The 21,505-nt window shown below is 64.0% G+C and carries 21 protein-coding genes; 9 read left to right on the top strand and 12 right to left on the bottom strand.

Annotated features, from left to right (window positions below; genetic code table 11):
- The first annotated feature begins 184 nt into the window (after window positions 1-184).
- Window positions 185-1,993, top strand: a complete 1,809-nt coding sequence (locus VB672_RS16505) for an IlvD/Edd family dehydratase (protein ID WP_329785287.1) — start codon at window positions 185-187, stop codon at window positions 1,991-1,993.
- A gap of 26 nt (window positions 1,994-2,019) precedes the next feature.
- Window positions 2,020-2,763, top strand: a complete 744-nt coding sequence (locus VB672_RS16500) for an SDR family oxidoreductase (protein ID WP_329785286.1) — start codon at window positions 2,020-2,022, stop codon at window positions 2,761-2,763.
- A 145-nt stretch (window positions 2,764-2,908) separates the two neighbouring features.
- Here the strand turns inward: VB672_RS16500 and VB672_RS16495 are convergent, their stop codons facing one another.
- Window positions 2,909-3,199, bottom strand: a complete 291-nt coding sequence (locus VB672_RS16495; RefSeq protein WP_329785285.1) for a hypothetical protein — start codon at window positions 3,197-3,199, stop codon at window positions 2,909-2,911.
- 236 nt (window positions 3,200-3,435) lie between these two features.
- On the opposite strand from VB672_RS16495, the gene VB672_RS16490 reads away from it, so the two are divergent.
- The 3 genes from VB672_RS16490 to VB672_RS16480 all read left to right on the top strand — a co-directional run bounded on the left by VB672_RS16490 (window position 3,436) and on the right by VB672_RS16480 (window position 6,652).
- Window positions 3,436-4,503: an AraC family transcriptional regulator gene (locus VB672_RS16490; protein ID WP_329785284.1), complete on the top strand. Its 1,068-nt coding sequence runs from the start codon at window positions 3,436-3,438 to the stop codon at window positions 4,501-4,503.
- Window positions 4,503-5,588 (top strand): AraC family transcriptional regulator, encoded by a 1,086-nt coding sequence (locus VB672_RS16485; protein WP_329785283.1) that lies wholly within the window; start codon window positions 4,503-4,505, stop codon window positions 5,586-5,588. Before VB672_RS16490 ends, VB672_RS16485 begins: the two co-directional genes overlap by 1 nt.
- Before the next feature lie 92 nt (window positions 5,589-5,680).
- Window positions 5,681-6,652, top strand: coding sequence for an AraC family transcriptional regulator (locus tag VB672_RS16480; protein ID WP_329785282.1), 972 nt, complete (start codon window positions 5,681-5,683; stop codon window positions 6,650-6,652).
- A gap of 33 nt (window positions 6,653-6,685) precedes the next feature.
- Here the strand turns inward: VB672_RS16480 and VB672_RS16475 are convergent, their stop codons facing one another.
- From VB672_RS16475 to VB672_RS16440, 8 genes are all read right to left on the bottom strand, one after another.
- Complete coding sequence (locus VB672_RS16475) at window positions 6,686-7,651, bottom strand: 2-hydroxyacid dehydrogenase (protein WP_329785281.1); 966 nt, start codon at window positions 7,649-7,651, stop codon at window positions 6,686-6,688.
- Window positions 7,652-7,675: 24 nt separating this feature from the next.
- A complete protein-coding gene (locus VB672_RS16470) occupies window positions 7,676-7,978 on the bottom strand; it encodes a TfoX/Sxy family protein (RefSeq protein ID WP_329785280.1) in 303 nt (100 codons plus the stop codon).
- A complete protein-coding gene (locus tag VB672_RS16465; RefSeq protein ID WP_329785279.1) occupies window positions 7,975-8,898 on the bottom strand; it encodes a DMT family transporter in 924 nt (307 codons plus the stop codon). The genes VB672_RS16470 and VB672_RS16465 overlap by 4 nt, the downstream gene beginning before the upstream one ends.
- 82 nt (window positions 8,899-8,980) lie before the next feature.
- A complete protein-coding gene (locus tag VB672_RS16460) occupies window positions 8,981-9,511 on the bottom strand; it encodes a MarR family winged helix-turn-helix transcriptional regulator (RefSeq protein WP_329785278.1) in 531 nt (176 codons plus the stop codon).
- Between the two features lie 102 nt (window positions 9,512-9,613).
- Window positions 9,614-10,438, bottom strand: coding sequence for an ABC transporter permease (locus tag VB672_RS16455; RefSeq protein WP_329785277.1), 825 nt, complete (start codon window positions 10,436-10,438; stop codon window positions 9,614-9,616).
- Window positions 10,438-11,217, bottom strand: coding sequence for an ABC transporter ATP-binding protein (locus VB672_RS16450; RefSeq protein ID WP_329785276.1), 780 nt, complete (start codon window positions 11,215-11,217; stop codon window positions 10,438-10,440). Before VB672_RS16450 ends, VB672_RS16455 begins: the two co-directional genes overlap by 1 nt.
- Before the next feature lie 30 nt (window positions 11,218-11,247).
- Window positions 11,248-12,255 (bottom strand): ABC transporter substrate-binding protein, encoded by a 1,008-nt coding sequence (locus VB672_RS16445; protein ID WP_442932076.1) that lies wholly within the window; start codon window positions 12,253-12,255, stop codon window positions 11,248-11,250.
- A gap of 971 nt (window positions 12,256-13,226) precedes the next feature.
- Window positions 13,227-14,798, bottom strand: coding sequence for a glucan biosynthesis protein (locus VB672_RS16440; protein WP_329785275.1), 1,572 nt, complete (start codon window positions 14,796-14,798; stop codon window positions 13,227-13,229).
- A gap of 646 nt (window positions 14,799-15,444) precedes the next feature.
- On the opposite strand from VB672_RS16440, the gene VB672_RS16435 reads away from it, so the two are divergent.
- Window positions 15,445-16,599: a type III PLP-dependent enzyme gene (locus tag VB672_RS16435; protein WP_329785274.1), complete on the top strand. Its 1,155-nt coding sequence runs from the start codon at window positions 15,445-15,447 to the stop codon at window positions 16,597-16,599.
- A gap of 185 nt (window positions 16,600-16,784) precedes the next feature.
- A complete protein-coding gene (locus tag VB672_RS16430) occupies window positions 16,785-17,357 on the top strand; it encodes a GNAT family N-acetyltransferase (RefSeq protein WP_329785273.1) in 573 nt (190 codons plus the stop codon).
- Between the two features lie 7 nt (window positions 17,358-17,364).
- On the opposite strand, the gene VB672_RS16425 is transcribed toward VB672_RS16430, so the two are convergent.
- Window positions 17,365-18,594, bottom strand: coding sequence for an MFS transporter (locus tag VB672_RS16425; RefSeq protein WP_329785272.1), 1,230 nt, complete (start codon window positions 18,592-18,594; stop codon window positions 17,365-17,367).
- Between the two features lie 252 nt (window positions 18,595-18,846).
- On the opposite strand from VB672_RS16425, the gene VB672_RS16420 reads away from it, so the two are divergent.
- Entirely contained in the window at window positions 18,847-20,274 is a 1,428-nt protein-coding gene (locus tag VB672_RS16420; protein ID WP_329785271.1) for a homospermidine synthase, read from the top strand.
- A 54-nt stretch (window positions 20,275-20,328) separates the two neighbouring features.
- Window positions 20,329-20,667 carry a hypothetical protein gene (locus tag VB672_RS16415; RefSeq protein ID WP_329785270.1) on the top strand — a complete coding sequence of 113 codons (339 nt, stop codon included), beginning with the start codon at window positions 20,329-20,331 and terminating at the stop codon, window positions 20,665-20,667.
- 29 nt (window positions 20,668-20,696) lie between these two features.
- Here VB672_RS16415 and VB672_RS16410 read toward each other — a convergent pair whose 3' ends face one another.
- Together VB672_RS16410 and VB672_RS16405 are read right to left on the bottom strand one after the other, a co-directional pair.
- Window positions 20,697-21,212 (bottom strand): DUF2937 family protein, encoded by a 516-nt coding sequence (locus tag VB672_RS16410; RefSeq protein ID WP_329785269.1) that lies wholly within the window; start codon window positions 21,210-21,212, stop codon window positions 20,697-20,699.
- 11 nt (window positions 21,213-21,223) lie between these two features.
- Window positions 21,224-21,502, bottom strand: a complete 279-nt coding sequence (locus VB672_RS16405) for a hypothetical protein (protein WP_329785268.1) — start codon at window positions 21,500-21,502, stop codon at window positions 21,224-21,226.
- Window positions 21,503-21,505: the final 3 nt, after the last annotated feature.

Raw genomic sequence — 21,505 nt, 5'->3', positions numbered from 1 at the left:
GGCGCCGAGATCGTGTAACATAATCCCTGCCGTGGTGAAATGCCGATCCCGGATCGCTGCCGCGTCGAGGCATCGCTTCGGCTTCCTGAAAGGCAGATACTTTAGTCAGAGGACGGTTGATCTTGCCCCCCGTCCTGGATCAAATACCGCCACTGCGTTTACGGATGCCCGAAAGGAATGAAGAATGGCTGAGAGGCCTCACCGTCGCACTCCCGATCAGCTTCGCTCACGGCTGTGGTTCGACAATCCCGATAATCCGGGCATGACGGCGCTCTACCTGGAGCGCTACCTGAATTTCGGCCTCACGGGCAAGGAGCTGCAGGGCAAGAAGCCGATCATCGGCATCGCCCAGACCGGCTCCGACCTTTCGCCGTGCAACCGCCATCATCTCGAACTCGCCAAGCGGGTGCGGGACGGCATCACGGCCGCCGGCGGCGTGCCGTTCGAGTTTCCGTGCCATCCGATCCAGGAGACGGGCAAGCGCCCCACCGCCTGCCTCGACCGCAATCTCGCCTATCTGTCTCTTGTCGAGGTTCTCTACGGCTATCCGCTCGACGGTGTCGTGCTGCTGACGGGTTGCGACAAGACCATGCCGGCCTGCCTCATGGCGGCCGCGACCGTGAACATCCCGGCCATCTCGCTCAACGTCGGACCGATGCTCAACGGCTGGCATCACGGCGAGCGCACGGGCTCCGGCACCATCGTGTGGAAGGCGCGCGAACGCCATGCGGCAGGCGATATCGACTACCAGCAGTTCATCGACATCGTCGGGTCGAGCGCGCCGTCCGTCGGCCACTGCAACACCATGGGCACGGCCTCCACGATGAACGCGCTCGCGGAAGCGCTCGGCATGTCTTTGCCCGGATCGGCTGCGGTGCCTGCGCCCTACCGTGAGCGCGGACAGATGGCCTATGAGACGGGTCTGCGCATCGTCGACATGGTGTGGGAGGACCTGAAACCCTCCGACATCATGACCCGCGAAGCTTTCGAGAACGTCATCGTGGCCAATGCGGCGATCGGCGGCTCCACCAACGCGCCGATCCACATCAATGCGATCGCCAAGCATATCGGCGTGCCGCTCGATTGCGACGACTGGGAGCGCATCGGCTTCGAGATCCCGCTGCTCGTGAACGTGCAGCCGGCGGGCGAATATCTCGGCGAGGAGTATTACCGCGCCGGCGGTCTTCCGGCCGTGATGGCCGAGCTGATCGGCGCCGGCAAGATCCACGAGAACGCGCTGACCTGCACGGGCACCACGATCGGCGAGAACTGCAAGGGCAAGCACACCTGGGATCGCGATGTGATCCGCTCCTACGACAATCCGCTGAAGGAGAAGGCCGGCTTCCTGAATCTCAAGGGCACGCTCTTCGACTCTGCGATCATGAAGACCAGCGTGATCAGTCAGGAATTCCAGGAGCGCTATCTCAACAATCCGGAAGACCTGAACGCCTTCGAAGGGCGCGTCGTCGTGTTCGACGGGCCGGAGGATTATCACCACCGCATCGACGATCCGTCGCTCAATATCGACGAGCACACGATCCTCATCATGCGCGGCGCGGGTCCGGTTGGGTATCCCGGTGCCGCCGAGGTCGTGAACATGCAGCCGCCGGGCGCGCTGATCAAGCGGGGCGTCCTCTCGCTGCCCTGCATCGGCGACGGACGCCAGTCCGGAACCTCGGGCACGCCGTCGATCCTCAACGCTTCGCCGGAGGCGGCCGTAGGCGGCGGACTTGCGCTGCTGCAGACCGGTGATCGCATCCGCATCGACCTCAACAAGCGCAGCGCCGACATTCTTCTGTCGCCGGAGGAACTAGAGAAGCGGCGCGCCGATCTCGAGGCCCGGGGCGGCTATGCCTATCCGGCGAGCCAGACGCCCTGGCAGGAGATCCAGCGCTCGATGGTGGATCAGCTCTCCGAGGGCATGACGCTGAAGCCGGCGGTGAAGTACCAGAAGGTCGCGCAGACCTTCGGCGTGCCGCGCGACAATCACTGATCTGCACGAAAGGAACGGGGGCGGTCATGAACAGGCTTCACGGAAAGACGGCCCTCGTCACGGCGGCAGGGCAGGGCATCGGACGCGCCACTGCGAAAGCCTTCCTCCGCGAAGGCGCAAAGGTCTGGGCGACGGATCTTGACGTCGCCAAACTGGAGGGACTCGACGGCGCCGAGAGGCGCAGGCTCGACGTGCTCTCGAACGCCGATGTCGAGCAGCTCGTCGCCGAGGCCGGGCCGTTCGACGTTCTCGTCAATGCGGCGGGCTTCGTGCATCACGGCACGATCCTCGAATGCTCCGACAAGGACTGGGATTTCTCGTTCGACCTGAACGTGCGGTCCATGCATCGGACAATTCGGGCCGTGCTGCCGGGCATGCTGGAGAAGGGCCGGGGTTCGATCGTCAACATCGCGTCCGGTGCCTCGTCCGTGCGCGGCATTCCCAATCGCTACGTATACGGGACCACGAAGGCGGCGGTGATCGGCCTCACGAAGGCCGTCGCGGCCGATTTCATCAAGCGCGGTGTGCGTGCCAACGCCATCTGCCCCGGCACGATCCAATCGCCATCCCTCGACGAGCGGATCGCTGCGCTGGCTGCAAGCTCGGGGCAAAGCCTCGACGCGGTACGCCAGGCCTTCATCGACCGCCAGCCGATGGGGCGGCTCGGCACGGCCGAAGAGGTGGCGGCGCTCGCCGTCTATCTCGCCTCCGACGAGGCCAGCTACACGACGGGCCATATCCACCTCGTGGACGGCGGATTTGCGCTATAAACGGACCACGCTTTTCCGCACCTGCCGTTTCCCTCGGCAGGCGACTTGCCCCACAGACCAAAGAAAAAAGGCAGGCGTTCGAGCCTGCCTTTTCAGTTTACCGTGGTTTTAGGATAGGCGGTTTGTTGCTTGTTGGTGATCGGCATTACCCCCGCGCGGTTTTGCTGTTGGCGCGCTCTGCTTTGGCAATCCATGCCGCCGCCCCACGGTGCCTCCAATCCATCCGCAATACGATACGAAAGTCCCGGATGGAGCCGCTATACTGGCTGAGGCAATACAACACGACCCCTCTGACAAAATAGAACTTCACCAAAAACGTCGTCAAGAAAGTTGCTCTTGGATTGTAGTGAGTTAACGGGTTGAAATTTTCACCGAGCACCAAGTCGACAAGACTTAGAATGACTGACTGTCTCATACCTGTGGTTGTGGTCGTCATTGGATGCCTCAAGCGAAAGTGGTAGTACTGTCTTTGGGGGAAAAGTATTGTTCTTCTGTTTTGACTTGTTGAAGTCGCCCCCAATGTCTCACGATGCTTACCTTGCGGAAATCGGAGGAGCGCAAGACTTGTCGGAAAAACGCAGATATCGTAGCTTTTCTTGAGAAACGGCCATCTCGGGCCGCATGAACAGACCCAGACGACCCTGGGAATAGTGGTCGAGATGGGCGGGGACCATGGTGGATGCTCATCCGCGCAGGGAGCAGACGACGCCGCCCGAGGCAGGGCACAGCTCTGGCGCGCAGCCTGCTGCTCACGATGGGTCGGTGTTTGATTTCGCGCTCAGGTCCACCCGTCTCGATGAGATCGAGGAGGTGACGAACACGCTCATTTCTCCCAACAGGACAAAGCCCCTAGCAAAGGGCAGTGGGTTCAATACCGTATTCAAGATCCATGGCTTACAGGATTTCTGCTCCTTCACGACGAGCTATGGATGCTCGGTCGGGGTCAACCTCCAATACGAGTCGTCAGATGAGCGGATGGCGTTTCTTTTGGCTCGCCAAGGCAAAGGCCAGCTAATCAAGGACCGGCGGGAATTCGAAGTTTCTGCCCAGGAAGGAATTGTATTCGAAGCGGGTTCACCGAAAACTCTCAACTACCTGGATGACTGCCAGCTCTCCGTTCTCGTCATGAACAAGCGGAAGATGGCGGATTATTGCGCCAAGCTGCTGGCTTGGGACCTCGACCGGGATCTCCAGTTCGACATCACGTTCGATCTGAGCAGCCCGAACGGGCCAAGCTGGATCAGGTTATTCCAGTATGCCACCGCCGAACTTGCCAGCCCGCATTCCCTGTTCCGGCATGTGCCGGCCGCCCGTCAGCAGTTGGAGCAGACGGTGCTGACCGGGTTCCTGCTCGCACACTCTCACACCTACTCGGAGGCCTTGCTGCGGCCGCAATCGGCGGCCGTGCCGTTCTACGTCAAGCGGGCGGAAGCCTATATCGAGGCGCATTTCTCGGAGCCGCTGTCGCTCGCCGAGATCGCCGCCCAGGCGGGTGTGAGTGCGCGAAGCCTGCAGAACGGCTTCCAGACCTTCCGCAACACCACTCCCATGGCTTTCCTGCGATCAATCCGGCTGCAGACGGTGCATCGCGCCTTGCTCCGTGCCGATCCTAAGACAACCACCGTTATGGAGATTGCCCTCGGTTGTGGCTTCGGCCACATGGGGGAATTTGCCGCCGCCTACCGAAAAGCCTTTGGTGTTGCGCCGAGCCAGACTTTTCTGACGAAGGTGAGAGCCTGATGACTCCTGCCGGACGAGAAAATGGCAATAATCTTCACGGTGAAGATCATCCTTTATCTCAATATGCGGGCGTTGGTGCTAAGCCTGCCGCTCACGATGGTTCCGTGATCGACCTGACGATCAGGTCGACCGCACTCGACGAGATGGAGGATCTCACAAGCACGCTCGTTTCCCCTAACAAGCTGAGGCCACTCACGAGGAACGGCACCTTCAACGGCCTTTTCCAAGCTCACGGCTTGCCGGATTTTTTCACCTTTGCAACCGGCTATGGATGCTCGGTCGGGGTCAGTATCCAACACGAGCCGAATGATGAGCGAATGGGATTCGTCTGGGCTCGCAAAGGACACGGCCAGTTCATCATGGAGGGGCGCAAACATGAGTTCTCCAGCCAGCGCGGCATTGTGATGATCGCTGGCCCCCCGAGAATCCTGAACTACCTCGATGATTGCGAGACCTCCATTCTCGTGATGAATAAACGCAAATTGGCGGAGCAATGCGCCAAGCTGCTGGGGTATGATCTCGACCGGGATCTCGCGTTGGACACGGCGTTCGATCTGAGCGGCGCCCACGGACAGAGCTGGGTGCGGCTGTTCCAGTATGCCACCGCCGAACTTGCCAGCCCGCATTCCCTGTTCCGGCACGTGCCGGCCGCCCGTCAGCAGTTGGAGCAGACGGTGCTGACCGGGTTCCTGCTCAGCCAGACCCACACCTACTCGGAGGCCTTGCTGCGGCCGCAATCCGCCGCGGTGCCGTTCTACGTCAAGCGGGCGGAAGCCTATATCGAGGCGCATTTCGCCGAGCCGCTGTCGCTCGCCGAGATCGCCGCCCAGGCAGGCGTGAGCGCGCGAAGTCTGCAGAACGGCTTCCAGGCCTTCCGCAACACCACCCCGATGGCTTTTCTCCGCTCATTCCGACTGAGCAGAGCCCAGCGCGCCCTGCTTCAGGCCGATCCGAACACCGCAACGGTGACAGAGATCGCGCTGGCCTGCGGGTTCAATCATATGGGCGAGTTCGCGGCCGCTTACCGGAATGCCTTTGGCGTCGCGCCGAGCCAAACCTTGCTGGCGAAGGTGAGAGCCTCATGACATCCGCTGGACGGGACAAGAATAACGAGATCGATCACCCATCACATCAAGTAAATGGCGCTGGCACAAAGCCTGCCACTCATGATGGATCCGTGGTCGACCTCACAATCAGGTCGACCGAACTCGACGAGATGGAGAATTTCACGAATTCCCTGATCTCGTCCCACAGGCTGAAGCCTTTGACGAAGGACGGTGAGTTCGACAGCACCCTGCAGATCCACGGCCTGCCGGATTTCTGCAACTTCTCGATCTCCTACGGACGCCCTGTCGCGGGCTTTCTCCAGGACGAATCAAGCGACGAGCGGATGGCCTTCGTCATGGCACCGAAAGGCCGTGGCCAGCTCGTCATGAACCGGCGTGAGTTCGACGTCTCCGGCGAGAAGGGGGTCGTGTTCCCGGCCGGCCCGCTCAGAACTCTCAATCACAGCGGCGATTGCCAGCTCTCTGTTCTCATCATGAACCGGAGCAAGGCCGCGGAGCATTGCGCGCAGTTGCTGGGACGCCACCTCGACCGGGATCTTCAGTTCGACCTCGGCTTCGGTCTGACCAGCGCCCACGGACAGAGCTGGGTGCGGCTCTTCCAGTATGCCACCGCCGAACTTGCCAGCCCGCATTCCCTGCTCCGGCATGTGCCGGCCGCCCGTCAGCAGTTGGAGCAGACGGTGCTGACCGGGTTCCTGCTCAGCCAGACCCACACCTACTCGGAGGCGCTGCTGCGGCCGCAATCCGCCGCGGTGCCGTTCTACGTCAAGCGGGCAGAAGCTTACATCGAGGCGCATTTCGCGGAGCCACTGTCGCTCGCAGAAATCGCCGCCCAGGCGGGCGTGAGCGCGAGAAGCCTGCAGAACGGGTTCCAGAGCTTCCGCAACACCACTCCCATGGCTTTTCTCCGGTCGGTCCGATTGCAGCGGGTGCACCGGGCGTTGCTGGCTGCAGACCCTGCGACCGCGAGAATCACCGACATCGCGCTGGCCTGCGGGTTCAATCACATGGGCGAGTTCGCAACCGCCTATCGCCGTGCCTTCGGCGAGACGCCACGGCAGACTTTGGCGCGGGCGCGATGAGGCTCGCGCCTGCATAAAGCTTTCTGGAAGCGTCTATTTCGGGCGCCAGGGCGTCTCCGCCACCGGGGTCAGCGGGCCCTTGCCGCCGAACCATGCGATCAGGTTGTCGGCCACCAGCTTGCCCATGGCGTTGCGGGTGTGCACCGATGCGGAGGCGATGTGGGGGAGGAGCACCACGTGCTCCAGGTCGATCAGCTCCTGCGGCACGCGCGGCTCGTCCTCGTAGACGTCGAGGCCCGCACTCAGGATCGTGCCCGATTTGAGAGCTTCGATGAGAGCCTGCTCGTCCACGACGGTGCCGCGGGCGACGTTGATCAGGACGCCGTTGGGCCCGAGAGCCTTCAGCACCTCCGCGTTGATGAGATGCCGGGTCGAAGCGCCGCCGGGCGTGATGACGACCAGCACGTCGCAGGCCTCCGCCAATCCGGTCACGGTCGGGTAGTAGGAATAGGCCACGTCGTCCTGCTGCGTGCGCCCGTGATAGGCGATGCTGACGTCGAACCCGGAGAGCCGCTTCGCGATGGCCTTGCCGATGCGCCCGAGGCCGACGATGCCGACCTTCCTCTCGCGCAGGGTCGCCGAGAGCGGGAAGGAGGCTTCCAGCCATTTGCCTTCGCGCAGGTAGCGGTCGGCCTGGGGGATCTTTCGCAGCGTCGCGAGAAGGAGGCCGAGGGTGAGATCGGCGACCTCGTCGTCGAGGACGCCGGGCGTGTTGGTGACGACGATGCTGCGCCTGGCGGCTTCCGCGGCATCCACGTTGTCGTAGCCGACGCCGAAGCTCGAGACGATCTCCACGTTGGGCAGGCGGTCGAGCAGGGTGGCGTCCACGCGGCCGAACAGCGTGCTGGTCGCCACGCCGCGGATGCGAGGGCCGATCTCCTTCAGAAAGGCCTCCTTGTCCGTCTGCTCCCACAGGCGGTGGAGCGTGAAGGCCCTGTCGAGGGCGTCAATGACGATCGGCATCATCGGCGCAGTCATCAGGATGTCGGTTCGGCTCATGGCGTTTCCTGTTGTCATGTCGGGTTAGAGAGCACAGCGCGTGATGCCGCCCCGGCGAAAGGCTTCGTCGATGGCCTTGGCCTGCTGCTGGAGGGCCGCCTTCACGTCCGGCGGCAGGTCGAGCCAGCGGCAGCCGCGCAGGGCGGCTTCCAGCGCGTAGAGGGCATTGAGGCTCACCTGCCGGGGCAGCATGAATTTCAGCCGGCGATACGCCTCGACGGATCCGATGGACCGGAGATCCTTGATGGTGCGGATCCCGACCTCTTCCAGCCGGCTCTGCGTGACGGGACCGATCCCGGGCAGGGTGTCGATGGCGGCATCACTCACGGGGTCGGCTCCGGCTTCCGAGGCTTCACGCGCTCACGGTAGAGCAAATAGAGCCCCGATGCGATGACGATGCCAGCCCCGACGAAGGTCCAAGAATCCGGCCAATCCCCGAAGAGGACATAGCCCAGAGCCAGCATCCAGACGATCTGACTGTAGATGAAGGGCGCCAGGATCGCCGCCGGAGCCCGGGCATGGGCGAGGACCAAGAGCCAATGGCCGAAGGCCCCATAGAAGCCCGTCGTCGCAAGAAGGAACCACACGAGAGGCGAGGAGGGCGTGGACCACACCCAGGGCAGCACGGGGGTGACGAAGACGATGCCGGCGACGCTCGAATAGAGGGTCGTGGTCGCGATGGAATCGCTCGATGCCAGCATGCGCGTTACGATGTTGTAGAACGCATAGGCCACGGAGCCTGCCACGGACAGCAGGGCGGCCGGATGCATGGTGCCCAGACCTGGGCGCGTGATCACCAGAATGCCGATGAAGCCGACGCCGATGGCGGTCATGCGCTGCCAGCCGATGCGCTCTCCCAGAAATGGGCCCGCCAAAAGCGCCACCAGCAGCGGCGTCGCGAAGATGATGGACTGGGTCTCGACGAGCTGCAGGTAGTTCAGGGCCAAGAAATTGCACAGGGTCGAGGCGAAGAGCAGGAACGACCGCAGCAACTGCAGGGGGAGCCGGCGCGTCCGGAGGGCTCCGGGCTGTGTCCTGGGATTGATGACCAGGACGGTGAGAAAGGCTGCCGAGATGTAGCGGGCCCAGACCGTGACCATGGGGTCCACCGAGCGGTTCACCCATTTGGCCGTCGCATCGAGGCATGAAAAGCAGAACAGCGCCGCACACATGAGGGCGATGCCCACCAGGCGGTTCTGACGCTGCGCGGCGATTTTCGGCGGGAACGTGGGGATGCTGTCGGCCATGCCGGGAATGCTAGCCGCTTCACCGCCCCGAAGCGACTGTCCGTCACGCACGACCCTCGTGCGCGACGCACAGGGGTGATGATCAGGCCGTGGCGGCCAACTCCGGCTCGCTTGCGGCTTCCAGCCCGTCTGCCTCGTCGTCGGTGTCGAATCCGGTCTGATCGGCTCCGGTAATGCCGGCGAGGTTCTTGGCAGCCTTGCGCAGGAGCTTGCGCAGGCGCTTGCGATCCTTGTTGTCGAAGCCTTGGAGCAGTTCCGCCTCGACCTCTTCCCAGAGGGCGTCGATGGCGGCGGCCTTGCGCTTGCCCTCCTTGGTCAGCTTGACCCGCACGACCCGGGCGTCACCGGGTTCGGTGTGGCGCTCCACCAGCTTGAGGCTGGAGAGGCGGGAGACCGTCTTGGATGCTGTCGGCGGGCGCACCCGCAGAATGGCGGCGAGCTCGCCCATGGTCATGGGGCCGGAGCTGCCGAGAGCCTGGAGGACTTGCTCCTGACCAGCGAAGAGCCCGAGTTCAGAGAGCTTGTCGCCGGTCCGGCTTCGATGCAGGCGGGAGGCTTGAACCAGAGCCCATCCGACGCTTTTGACGCCCGGATGCGTATTGTCGTTCTCCATGGTCCCCTCGCTGTTCGAAGCGTTTGCTGGGCTACCATGGACGGGACTCATGACGGTACGATGACAAGCCGGCACACTATTGCCAGGCTAAATAAATTGCCTTCAGACCTCTCGCTGCAGAGCGCTCTCATGCCAGCGGCGAAGGAGAACATGATTGAGCGCGGCCAGAACGACGAACAGGGCGATGCCGGTCAGGGCCAGAAGAACGAGAGCCGCGAAGAGGCGCGGGATGTTGAGCCGGTACTGGCTCTCGATGATGCGGTAGGCCAGTCCCGAGCCTGCTCCGGCCGATCCTGCCGCCATCTCGGCCACCACGGCGCCGATCAGGGACAGGCCGCCCGCGATCCGCAGCCCCGCCAGAAAGGCCGGAAGGGCCGCCGGGCGGCGCAGATACCACAGGGCTTTCAGACGCGCCGCTGCGCTTTGCGAGGCGGGGGCGCCGTAAAGCTCGAACAGCTCCATGAGGTTCCGGTCGACGGATTGCAGGCCGAGCATCGTGTTCGAGAGAACCGGAAAGAACGCGACGAGCCACGCGCAGGCGAGAACCGCCGCATCCTGCGGCATGTAGATCAGGAGCAGGGGCGCGATGGCGATGACCGGCGTGACCTGCAGCACGACGGCGAAGGGATAGAGCGAATACTCCACGATCTTCGAAAGACTGAGCAGGATTGCCAGCAGCACGCCCCCGAGAACGGCAAGCACGAGGCCGGTGATCGTCGTCCCGAGCGTCGTCAGGAGCGACGCCGAGAGCAGCGGCCAATCGGCCACGAGGGTTCTCGCGACCAGGCTCGGCGCAGGCAGGATGTAAGGCGGGATACCCCGGACATGCACGACGGCTTCCCACGCGGCGACGGCCGCTGCGAAGACGATGAGCGGCAGAACGATCCTCAGGGGATGGCTGCGGGAGAGCATCGACGCAAAGGCCATCACAGCGTCTCCGCCGCCGTCTGATCGAGCAGAACCTGCGAGATCAGTCCGCAGAGCTGCGCATAACGCGAACTGGCGCGAAACTCCTTCGAGCGCGGTCCGGGCGTCTCGCCCTCGATGTTGGCGACGATGCGACCCGGTCGTGGAGACATGACGGCGATCCGGCTTGAGAGATAGGCGCTCTCGTAGACCGAGTGGGTCACGAACACCACGGTGCAGCGCAAGTCGTTCTGAAGGCGCAGCAGATCGTCGTTGAGCCGGAAGCGGGCGATCTCGTCGAGGGCGGCGAAGGGTTCGTCCATCAGAAGCAGCCGCGGCTTCAGCGACAATGCCCGCGCGATCGAGACGCGCATCCTCATGCCGCCGGAGAGTTCGCGCGGGTAGGCCTTCGCGAAATCGCTCAATCCGACGAGGGCAAGACTCTCGGCGATGCGGTCGTGCGCATCGTGCCTGGACGCGCCGCGCAGGCGCAACGGCAGCCATACGTTGTCCGCCACGTTGGCCCAGGGCATCAGGGTCGGGTCCTGAAACACGAACCCGATCTCGCCGCGATGATCGTCATCGGTCGAGTCCGGCCAGCTGACGATTCCTTCCGTCGGCTGCGCGAGCCCCGCAATGAGGCGCAGCACCGTCGACTTGCCGCATCCGGAAGGGCCGAGGAGCGACACGAACTCGCCTGCGAAGACGTCGAGATCGAAGCCGGCGAGCGCCGTCACGCCGTTGGAGAAAACTTTCGTGACGTCTCTCAGGGAAACGAGCGTGGGAGAGGGCTGCGTCATGGGTGCGGCGACACGGGAGGCATCACCCTCCTATTGCTGTCTCAGGTTCAGCCCCACGCCTTTGTTCACGAACTGGAGCGTGTAGGCTTTTCTATAATCGAGATCCGCCTTGAAGAGACCGGCCTTCACCATCTTGTCGAAGAAGTCCTTCATGCGGGCGTCCGTCATGGCGCCGATGCCGAGCGTGTGCGTGTCGCCGGAATCGACGATGCCGTATTCCTTCATCTTGGCATGGGAATAGGCAAGCAACTCGTCGGTCATTTCCGGGTTGTCGCGCTTGATGAGCTCCTTGGCCTTCGCGTTGTCGCCGTAGAGGTAATTGTACCAGCCGATGGTCGAGGCATCGACGAAGCGCTGCACGAGATCGGGATTTTTCTCCACCACCTCGCGGCGCGTCTCCACGGTGGTGGAATAGGTGCTGAAGCCGTGATCGGCGAGCAGGAACACGTTGGGCCTGAACCCTGCAGCCTTCTCGATGGTCAGCGGCTCGGATGTGACGTAGCCCTGCTGCACCGATGCCTTGTTGGCGATGAAGGGCGCCGGGTTGAAGCCGAAGGGCTTCACCTGCTCGTCCTTGAATCCGTACTCGGCCTTCATCCACTGGAAGAAGGTGGCGACGCCGTCCTTCGACAGAAGAATGTCGTTCGACGTCTTCAAGCTGGCGAAGGTGTCGAGCCCCTGACCCGGGTGGCTGAGGAGCACCTGCGGCTCCTTCTGGAAATGAGCCGCAACCACGATGGTGGGGATGTCCTTCTCCACCGCCGAGAAGGCCTGGATCATGCTGCCGCCCATATAGAAATCGAGCTTGCCGACGGTCATGAGCATGCGGTTGCTGGCCCGGGGGCCGCCCGGCACGATGGTGACCTTGAGGCCGTACGTCTCGTAAGTGCCGTCGGCAAGTGCCTGATAATAGCCGCCATGCTCGCCCTGGGCGATCCAGTTGGTGCCGAAGGACACCTCCGTCAGCGGCTGCTGCGCCAGGGCGCTTCCGCCCAGGCAGGCCGCCATCGCTCCCGTGATCCAGGCGCTCAGCTTCATCGGCACTTACCTTTCGCTCGGCAGAGGAAACGGCCTGCCATCCGAGGCACAGCTTCTGCGCGGTTCAGTGTTGCTTGGCAAGGTCTTCGTATCCTATTGGAGAGAGAGGCGGATTGCACCAGTTCTGCCACCGTCCGTCGTCATCACCGGGCTTGTCCCGGTGATCTCGCTTGTTTGAAGCACGGCGCTCTTCCGATCGGGACGGGGCTGGCCGTGACGCCGCGGGTGTCATCCCCGGCGCACGCAGTGCGGGAAGGGGATCCTTGGCGTTGCGCCTGATCGTGGATTCCCTTCCCCTGCGAGGGCGTTCGCCCTCTCCGGCCGGGCATGACACGCCGGGCGTGCCGCAGACGGTTCTGGTGACCTGTGTTGCTGTCAAAGAGCCAGCACCTTGGGGCCCGCAGCTTGCGCTGCGAGCCTTGCGGATGATCGAGGGTGGCGCGAGAGGCAGCCCGGCTCGATGATGATGATGGGAAGATGGAAGAGCCAGGATGCCTCTTCGCACGCGGTACTTTTAGGCGTTTAGACTTGGCCGGTGACAGCCAAGGGCCTCCCGCCGGCCGGGTTGCGAAACCTGCCGCGGGACCGCTCCTGGCCTCACCCTTGCGACGCCTCGCGAGCGCGCCCCCGTCAGGCCGGGATGACAAACGATATAGCCCAGGTGCAACAGAATGTCAAGAACAAAGTGAGAACATATCGTTGCGCTCTCACCCACACCCTCGACGTCATCACCGGCCTTGTGCCGGTGATCCCGATGGATTGAAGCGCCGTGCCTTTCCGATCGGGATGGCCGGCACAAGCCCGGCCATGCCGTGGTGGGTGTCAGAGCCGGTAATCCCGGTGGAAGAAGCGCTGCGCACCAACAATCGGAATGGCCGGAACAGGCCCGGCCATGACGGCGGAGAGTTTGAAGGGACCGGTGCCATTCCCGGCCCACACCGGGGTGGTGACGACACGACGTCAGCGACCCGTCACTCCACGAACCAGGGATAGGTCCAGGTCTCCGTCAGGGCCCGGTTGCCCGCGCGCAGGAAGGCGCGCAGATCCGTGGACTGGCCTGGCTCCAGCTTTACGTCGATGGCCGCCCGGAAGCCGTTCGTATGGCTGTTGGGCATGATGAAGGTGTTGGTGATCTGGCCGACCGAGGTGGAGGGCACCAGCTGCACCTGCTCCGGCGCGCCGAGATAGTAGGGCAGGTTGCCGCCCGCGAAATCGATGATGAAGCGGCGGTGCCGGGGATCGCTCGGCGCGTTCGATCCGCTGGCACGGGGCGGCGACTGGAAGGTATTGATCACCTTCCCGCCCGGGTGCATGGCGCCGATCGCCGACGCGGCCCGCAAACGATAGGACAGGACCACCTCCTGCCCCGGCTCGAAGGGCCGGTTCGGCTGCCAATAGGCCACGATGTTGTCGTGGGTCTCGTCGGGCGTCGGAAGCTCGACCAGCTCGACCCAACCCTCGCCCCATTGTCCGATGGGCTCGACCCAATAGCCGGGCCGCTGATGGTAGGTGGCTTCGAGATCCTGATAATTCTCGAACACCCGGTCACGCTGCATCAGGCCGAAGCCGCGGGGATTGTTGTCGCTGAAGGACGAGATCGTCTTGGCGTTCGGATTGCGTAAGGGGCGCCAGATCCACTCGCCCGCGCCGGATTGCATGAGCAGGCCATCCGAATCATGGATTTCGAGGCGGTAGTCGTCGGTCGGCTTGCGGTCGTTCTCGCCCTCGAAGAACATGGACGTGAGGGGAGCGACGCCCACATTGGTGATGGTCTGCCGCGGGAACAGGGTCGCCGTGACGTCGAGGGTCGTTTCCTTCGACGGGTAGATATCGAATCGATAGGCACCGGCGACGGACGGGCTGTCGAGAAGGGCGTAGACGATGGCCCGCTCGTCGTTGGGCTTGGGCATTTCGATCCAGAATTCGCGGAAATGCGGAAATTCCTCCGCTTCGCCACCTTCCACATTGATCGCGAGGCCCCGCGCCGAGAGGCCGTATTTCTGATCCGTTCCAAGGAAGCGGAAATAGCTCGCGCCGAGGAAGGCGATGAGCTCGTCGAATACCTTGGGGTTGTTCAGGGGGTAGTGAAGGCGAAAGCCCGCAAAGCCGAGGTTGACCGGAAGCGGCCGCTCGATCTTGTTGCGGCCGTAATCGAACAGCTCCCGCTGATAGGGCACGGGGGTGGGCACCCCGTCGCGGATGATGTTCACCGTCACGGGCCGCTGGTAGAGGAAGCCGAGGTGGAAGAGCTGCATCCGGAACGGCCCGTTGCCGGAGCCGAGCAGGGCCTTGTCCGGGCGGAAGCGGATGTCCCGGTAATCGTCGAAGCTGAGCCGGTTGAGCGGCTCGGGCAGCTGCCCCGAAGAAGCCTCGTAGGGCACGGCCGCCAGCTCGCGGGCCCGGCGCACCACATCCTCGTATCGGAACGGATTGGGCGCCGGCACGCCGGTCTGCTGCTGCGCTAAAGCCTGCTGGTTCAAGGCGGACAGCGCAGTGGCTGCGAGCAGGCTTTGCAGGAGGGTGCGGCGGGAGGGGTTCGTCATGGCTGCGGAGCGTTCTCGACTGAAAGAGGAAAATGGCGGGAATTCAGGGTTTGGAATATGGGCCTCGATCTTCTTCCGTGTACCGGTTCCGCTTAATGGAGGCTGAATGGTGATGCGAACAAGACACAGGTCTCGGCAGGGTTAAAAAAATCTCAGACAGGGTCTGAAAAACTCTTGTGATCCCCGGCGAATATGCTTATTTCACCCCTGCCCAATTTCGCACGTGCCTGTGGTCGCGTGCCGGTTGGTGGGCATCCGGACAAGAGGCCGGACAGCCGCCCGAGAGCGCCCTAGCTCTCGATACCCCTAACCGGCAGCCGGAGGCGAAAACCGGCGCACCTCGCTCTCAGCGGGGGACGCGACTTAAAGCAACGACGAACGGGCTTTTTTGGTCTCGTTGGCCCTCCAAAGGTCAACACCGAAGAGGCTTGTTTATCATTGCCAGGCGTGCGGATGGAGAACTCCCCATCCAATCCAAGGCAGCATCGTCGGGTGAAGAGCCCATCGCCGCTTCTCGTGTCTCCATCGCACGAAGCGGGATGTGATCTTTCCTCGCTGACGCCGGACGGCAGGAAGTCCTGATCGTCTGAATTTCAATCCGGAGGCTCGACAAGACCTCCATTGAACCTTTGGTGGGGAGAGCGCCATGACTCAGCGCATCCGTGAATTCCTGCGCAACCGACGTGAGGACGGCCCGTGCGTGGTCGTCGACCTCGAGGTCGTGCGCGACAATTACTCGAAGTTTGCCCGTGCGCTCCCCGACACGCGCGTGTTCTACGCCGTGAAGGCCAACCCGGAGCCGCAGGTGCTCAAGCTCCTGGCCGAGCTCGGCTCGTGCTTCGACACGGCGTCCGTGGTCGAGATCCAGCTCGCGCTGGAGGCCGGCGCGACGCCCGACCGCATCTCCTTTGGCAACACGATCAAGAAGGAGCGCGACATCGTGCGCGCCCTCGAGCTCGGCGTGCGCCTCTATGCGGTCGACTGCGAGGCCGAGGTCGACAAGATCGTCCGCGCGGCCGGCACGGCCGGTATCGATGCCGCTGACGTGAAGGTGTTCTGCCGCATCCTGTGCGACGGCGCCGGCGCCGAATGGCCGCTCTCCCGCAAGTTCGGCTGCGTGCCCGAGATGGCCGTGGACGTGCTGGAGCATGCCTATCGTCAGGGCCTGGAGGCTTACGGCGTATCCTTCCACGTGGGCTCGCAGCAGCGCAACACCGAGGCCTGGGACCAGGCTCTCGGTTCCGCTTCGGCGATCTTCCGTGAATGCGCGCATCGCGGCATCCACCTGTCGATGGTCAACCTCGGCGGCGGCTTCCCGACCAAGTACCTGAAGACGGTCCCGATGGTCGAAGCCTACGGCGAGTCGATCTTCCGGGCGCTGTCGAAGCACTTCGGCAACCGCATCCCGGAGACGATCATCGAGCCGGGCCGCGGCATGGTCGGCAACGCGGGCGTCATCGAGGCCGAGGTCGTTCTCGTCTCGAAGAAGAGCCGCGACGAGGACGAGGTGCGCTGGGTTTATCTCGACATCGGCAAGTTCGGCGGTCTCGCCGAGACGATGGACGAGTCGATCCGCTACCCGATCCGCACGGAGCACGACGACGACCGCATGGTGCCGTGCGTGCTCGCGGGTCCCACCTGCGACTCGGCCGACGTTCTCTACGAGAAGGAGCCTTATCCGCTCCCCATCTCGCTGGAGATCGGCGACAAGGTGCTGATCGAGGGCACGGGCGCCTACACGACCACCTACTCGGCGGTCGCGTTCAACGGCTTCCCGCCGCTCAAGTCCTACGTGATCTGATTCACGTCCCGCCTGCCTCGTCCCATCGAGGCAGGCATCAACCCAACAGAGTTGTCCCGGACGGCCTGTTCAAGGCTTTAAGGACGCATCGGATAACCGCATAACCGGTATCCACTTTTGCGTCCGATGCTGCGAGCAGGTGCGAGGGCTGTCGCTCACCCCACGTGTTTTGGGAGGCCACGGCCATGATCACGATCCGCGAAGAAACCTTCCGCGATGTCGAGGCGCGCGAGGCGCTGCTCGATGCCTGCTTCGGACCCGCCCGGTTCCAGAAGACCTGTGAACGCCTGCGCGAGGGCCGGCTGCCGGCCGACGGCCTGTCCCTGGTTATCGACCGGGACGGCGAGATCATCGGCACGGTGCGCCTCTGGCACGTCTCGGCTGGCCCGAACCGTCCGGCGCTCATGCTCGGGCCCATCGCGATCGATCCGTCCGTGCAGAGCCTCGGGCTCGGCGGCAAGCTCATGCGCGAGGCGCTCAAGCGCGCGGCTGATCTCGGCCACACGGCGGTGCTGCTGGTGGGCGATGCGCCCTATTACGAGCGCTTCGGCTTCTCGACGGGAAAGACCGATTCGCTCTGGCTGCCCGGTCCCTACGAGCGCAACCGCTTCCTCGCATTGGAACTCGACGCGGGCGCGCTCGATGGTGCGCGCGGGCTCGTCTCCGCGACGGGAGCCTTGGAGCAGAAGCCCGACCTTGGGGTTCTCGTGGCCGCCGCCGCGCAGGGCGCGCTGGCGGGTCTTCGCCCGTCGTTCTGACCCGATGCTACCCTTGCGAGGGCTGCAAGCGCGCAGCCCTCGGATTGGGCAGCGCGAAGGTGACGGCCGCCGCCGCGATCATGTAGGCGGCGAAACCCAGGCAGATCGCTTCGAGACTCACCCCCGCATCGAACAGAAGCCCGATGGCGCCCGGCGTCGCCGCCGAGGCCACCACCATGATGGCGCCCGCAAGTGCGCGGATCTTGCCCAGATGCGCGGTGCCGAACAACTCGGCCAGGACGGCTGCGATCACCACGTTGGTGCAGCCGGAGGTGAGGCCGATCAGGCCGAAGAACACCAGCGGCAGGAATGGTGCGTCGAAAGTGGCAAGGGCGATGGAGGCCGCCGTCATGCCGGCGAGATAGAAATGGCTGAGGCGCACGGCCCCGAATCGGTCGACGAAGCTGCCGGCGCTCATGGCGACCACCACGGACACGAGCGCGAAAAGCGTGATGCTGCTGGCCAAAAGCTCCAGGGACCAGCCCTTCAGATCGGCGATGAATCGCTGATGGAAGAAGTACGCGGTCATGATGGCCGGATAGCCGATCATGGTGGGGATGAGCGCGAGAAAACGCCAGTCGCTTAAGGTGTCGCTCCAGCGCGGTCCCGGGTCGCTCGCGGCCTTCTTACGGGCCGATGCCTCAATGTCCGGATCCTTTGCCTTGAGCACGAAGCCGAGCAGCCAGCCGAGGGCCAGCGCAGCGACGATGACGAGGGCCGCGAGGCGCCAGGCGCCCGTCCAGCCGAAGGCGGCGATCATCGCGATGGCGATGGCCGGAAGGGTCGCCTCTCCGGCCGGAAAGCCCAGCGCCGCCACGCCCAAAGCCCGGCCGCGCACGCCCTCGTGCAGGCGCGCCGTGCTCATCACACCGGCATGGCTGAGCATCCCCTGGCCGAAGAGGCGCAGGGCGAACAGGCTCAAGCCCAGCACGAGGATGCCGGGCGCGAACGACAGGCTGACGGCCGCCGCCGCCAAGCCCAGCATGGCCGTGGTGGCGTAGAGGCGGATATCGACTCGGTCGATGACGCTGCCGACCCAGATCATCAGGAGGCCGGACGACAGGGTGGCCAGGGAATAGATCGACCCGAAGGCCCCGTGCGTCAGGCCGAAGGCCGCGCGGATGTCGGGGCCCGACAGGGAGATGAGGAAGGTCTGGCCGAAGGAGGACAGGAAGGTGAGGGCGAAGCCGAGGCCGATGATGCGCCAATGATGCCTGACGAGTTCGTGGAATTTCATCGGTTGCGGTCGGGTGAGAGGATGACGAGGCCTGCGATCATGCAGCCTTGTTGCACGATGTCGAGGGTGAAATGAGCATGGCAGGGCTGCCGTTGTCATCTGGCCTTCGCCATCCGCAGGGAAATTGCCCTGCGTGCCGTGCAGGGGACTGCAGCCATTGACCCCGGGGCCTCCTCAATCCTAGATGCGCCCAAACCCGCCATCCGGCGTTTACCGATTTCCATCGCTGCTTTCGTCAAGGAGACAGATCTGATGACCACTTGGCCCGTCCACGGTCGCATCACCGGCCCCATCGTCATGATCGGCTTCGGCTCGATCGGCCAGGGCACCCTGCCGCTCATCGAACGCCATTTCGATTACGACAAGAGCCGCTTCGTGGTCATCGATCCGCAGGAGAAGCACAAGGAACTCCTCGACGAGCGCGGCATCCGCTTCATCCAGCAGGCCGTGACCAAGGACAATTACCGCGAGCTGCTCACGCCACTGCTGACCGCCGGCGGCGGACAGGGCTTCTGCGTCAACCTCTCGGTGGACACGGGCTCCGTCGACATCATGGAGCTGTGCCGTTCGCTCAACTGCTTCTACATCGACACCGTCAACGAGCCCTGGGCCGGCTTCTACTTCGACAAGAGCAAGGGCCCGGCCTCGCGCACGAACTTCGCGCTGCGCGAGATCACCATGGAAGCGCGCAAGCGCAATCCGGGCGGCACCACGGCGGTGTCCTGCTGCGGGGCCAATCCGGGCATGGTGTCCTGGTTCGTCAAGCAGGCGCTCGTCAACATCGCGGGCGATCTTGGTATCAGCTATGACGAGCCGAAGAGCCGCGAGGACTGGGCCCGCCTGGCGCAGCAGGTTGGCGTCAAAGGCATCCACATCGCCGAGCGCGACACGCAGCGCGCCAAGTCCGAGAAGCCCATGGGCACCTTCGTGAACACCTGGTCGGTGGACGGCTTCGTGTCGGAGGGCATGCAGCCGGCCGAACTCGGCTGGGGCACGCACGAAAAATGGATGCCGGAGAATGCCGGCACCCTCGGACCCGATGCGCAGGCGATCTATCTGCTCCAGCCCGGCGCCAATACGCGCGTGCGCACCTGGTGCCCGACCCCCGGTCCGCAATACGGCTTCCTCGTCACGCACAACGAATCGATCTCGATTGCGGATTACTACACCGTGCGCGAGAACGGGAAGGCCGTGTACCGCCCGACCTGCCACTACGCCTACCATCCCTGCAACGAGGCGGTGCTGTCGCTGCACGAGATGTTCGGCAGCGCCGGCAAGTTTCAGGAGGAGCAGCACATCCTCGACGAGAACGAGATCGTGGACGGCATCGACGAACTCGGCGTGCTGCTCTACGGCCACGGCAAGAATGCCTATTGGTACGGCTCGCAGCTCTCCATCGAGGAGACGCGCCGCGTGGCGCCGTACCAGAACGCCACCGGCCTCCAGGTGACCTCCGCGGTGCTCGCCGGCATGGTGTGGGCGCTGGAGAACCCCAATGCCGGCATCGTCGAGGCCGACGAGATGGATTTCCGCCGCTGCCTTGAGGTGCAGATGCCCTATCTCGGTCCGGTGAACGGCTACTACACCGACTGGACCCCGCTTACGGATCGCCCCGGCTTCTTCCCGGAGGACATCGATACCTCCGATCCGTGGCAGTTCCGGAACGTGCTGGTGCGTTGACCACACGCGTGATGACCGGCCTTGCGCCTGCCATGACGAAGGGAGTGAGCTGAGATGCCCCATTTCGATGAGTTCTACGCCAGCAAGCTCCGCGGCGGCCTCGGCGTCACGGATGCCGAGAGCGTGCTCGATCTGCGGGGCGTCTCGCGCGAGAAGGCGGCGGCCTCGATCCAGGACATGCTGGAACGCAGCCGCTTTTCGGCGCCGAAATCGGTCGCCGTCCGCCTCGATCCGCCGGCGGAAGGCGGCGGCGAGACCCTGTTCCAGCCAGTCGGCAAGGCTCTGCTCGACGCCAAGAAGCGCGGCTGGATCGACCGGCTGCAGACCTTGCCGGCGCAGGATGGTTTGGGGTTCTACCTGGTGCTCGCCGGAAAGCCGGAGCGCGAGGGATAAGGCGCAGAATTCGGCGGCTGCAAATCGACTCAGACTCTCACGGTCTGACGCGGCCGTCGGAAAAAGCTTCGCACGAATCCCGCCAGCAGAAGAAGCCCGCCCCAGACCGCAACGAAGCCGGCTGCCGACGAAAGCACCCCTTCCGCGGTGACCGGCAGGGCCGGCTCGAAATCGCGGTAGACTGCCTCCATCACATCGCGGTCTCCGTCGCGTACCATCAGGGCGACCCGGGCGAAGGGGCCCGCCTGAATCATGGTCGTTCGATGGGTCTCGAGATTTCTCAGGCGCTCCACGTTCGCCTGCATGGCCGCGCCCTGGCGGCTGACGAAATCGTCCGCGTTGGAGCGCAGGCGGGCGATGGCGCTCGCCTGGGTCTCGCCGCTGGCCTGGGCGTCCGCATCGAAGCGCGCAATCACCTGCCGCAGCTCATCGATCGCACCGCCGAGACGCTGACGGTACTGCTGCCCAAATTCGGGCCCCTGCGAGGCGACGATGCCACCGCACAGGCCCAACCCAAAGGCGATGATGCGAACGATCCGTGACAAGCTTGGCCTCCTTACCGGTCAAGTGCGGCGAGGATATCTTGTTCCATCACCTCGTCGAGGGGCTTGGCGACCTTCAGGGCTTTGGTCTTCCGGCCCGGCTCCATGACCAGGATCACGGTCTCGATCCCGGGGCAGCCGGGATCGTTGCAGGCGATCTCGTTGACGGCAAAGGCGGTGTCCGGCGGGACCTGAAGGACCGCACGGGCCAGATCCTTCACCCGGTCGACGGCCTGTTTGTCGGGCTTCGGCAGGCCGAAGGTTCCTCTAAGGAAAGCGCCGAACAGGGCCACGGG

The sequence above is a fragment of the Microvirga sp. CF3016 genome (assembly GCF_036314085.1).
Lineage (GTDB): Bacteria > Pseudomonadota > Alphaproteobacteria > Rhizobiales > Beijerinckiaceae > Microvirga.
Note: the sequence above shows the minus strand (reverse complement) of the source record. Positions and strands in the feature narration are given on the sequence as shown.

What these genes read in the sequence shown, in the direction of transcription:
- VB672_RS16485 (WP_329785283.1), top strand. Translation starts at nt 4,503, where the DNA reads ATGACTCCTGCCGGACGAGAAAATGGCAATAATCTTCACGGTGAAGAT.
- VB672_RS16450 (WP_329785276.1), bottom strand. Translation starts at nt 11,217, where the DNA reads ATGACGCAGCCCTCTCCCACGCTCGTTTCCCTGAGAGACGTCACGAAA.
- VB672_RS16475 (WP_329785281.1), bottom strand. Translation starts at nt 7,651, where the DNA reads ATGAGCCGAACCGACATCCTGATGACTGCGCCGATGATGCCGATCGTC.
- VB672_RS16490 (WP_329785284.1), top strand. Translation starts at nt 3,436, where the DNA reads ATGGTGGATGCTCATCCGCGCAGGGAGCAGACGACGCCGCCCGAGGCA.
- VB672_RS16420 (WP_329785271.1), top strand. Translation starts at nt 18,847, where the DNA reads ATGACCACTTGGCCCGTCCACGGTCGCATCACCGGCCCCATCGTCATG.
- VB672_RS16445 (WP_442932076.1), bottom strand. Translation starts at nt 12,255, where the DNA reads ATGAAGCTGAGCGCCTGGATCACGGGAGCGATGGCGGCCTGCCTGGGC.
- VB672_RS16500 (WP_329785286.1), top strand. Translation starts at nt 2,020, where the DNA reads ATGAACAGGCTTCACGGAAAGACGGCCCTCGTCACGGCGGCAGGGCAG.
- VB672_RS16440 (WP_329785275.1), bottom strand. Translation starts at nt 14,798, where the DNA reads ATGACGAACCCCTCCCGCCGCACCCTCCTGCAAAGCCTGCTCGCAGCC.
- VB672_RS16425 (WP_329785272.1), bottom strand. Translation starts at nt 18,594, where the DNA reads ATGAAATTCCACGAACTCGTCAGGCATCATTGGCGCATCATCGGCCTC.
- VB672_RS16505 (WP_329785287.1), top strand. Translation starts at nt 185, where the DNA reads ATGGCTGAGAGGCCTCACCGTCGCACTCCCGATCAGCTTCGCTCACGG.
- VB672_RS16435 (WP_329785274.1), top strand. Translation starts at nt 15,445, where the DNA reads ATGACTCAGCGCATCCGTGAATTCCTGCGCAACCGACGTGAGGACGGC.
- VB672_RS16460 (WP_329785278.1), bottom strand. Translation starts at nt 9,511, where the DNA reads ATGGAGAACGACAATACGCATCCGGGCGTCAAAAGCGTCGGATGGGCT.
- VB672_RS16415 (WP_329785270.1), top strand. Translation starts at nt 20,329, where the DNA reads ATGCCCCATTTCGATGAGTTCTACGCCAGCAAGCTCCGCGGCGGCCTC.
- VB672_RS16465 (WP_329785279.1), bottom strand. Translation starts at nt 8,898, where the DNA reads ATGGCCGACAGCATCCCCACGTTCCCGCCGAAAATCGCCGCGCAGCGT.
- VB672_RS16495 (WP_329785285.1), bottom strand. Translation starts at nt 3,199, where the DNA reads ATGACGACCACAACCACAGGTATGAGACAGTCAGTCATTCTAAGTCTT.
- VB672_RS16430 (WP_329785273.1), top strand. Translation starts at nt 16,785, where the DNA reads ATGATCACGATCCGCGAAGAAACCTTCCGCGATGTCGAGGCGCGCGAG.
- VB672_RS16455 (WP_329785277.1), bottom strand. Translation starts at nt 10,438, where the DNA reads ATGGCCTTTGCGTCGATGCTCTCCCGCAGCCATCCCCTGAGGATCGTT.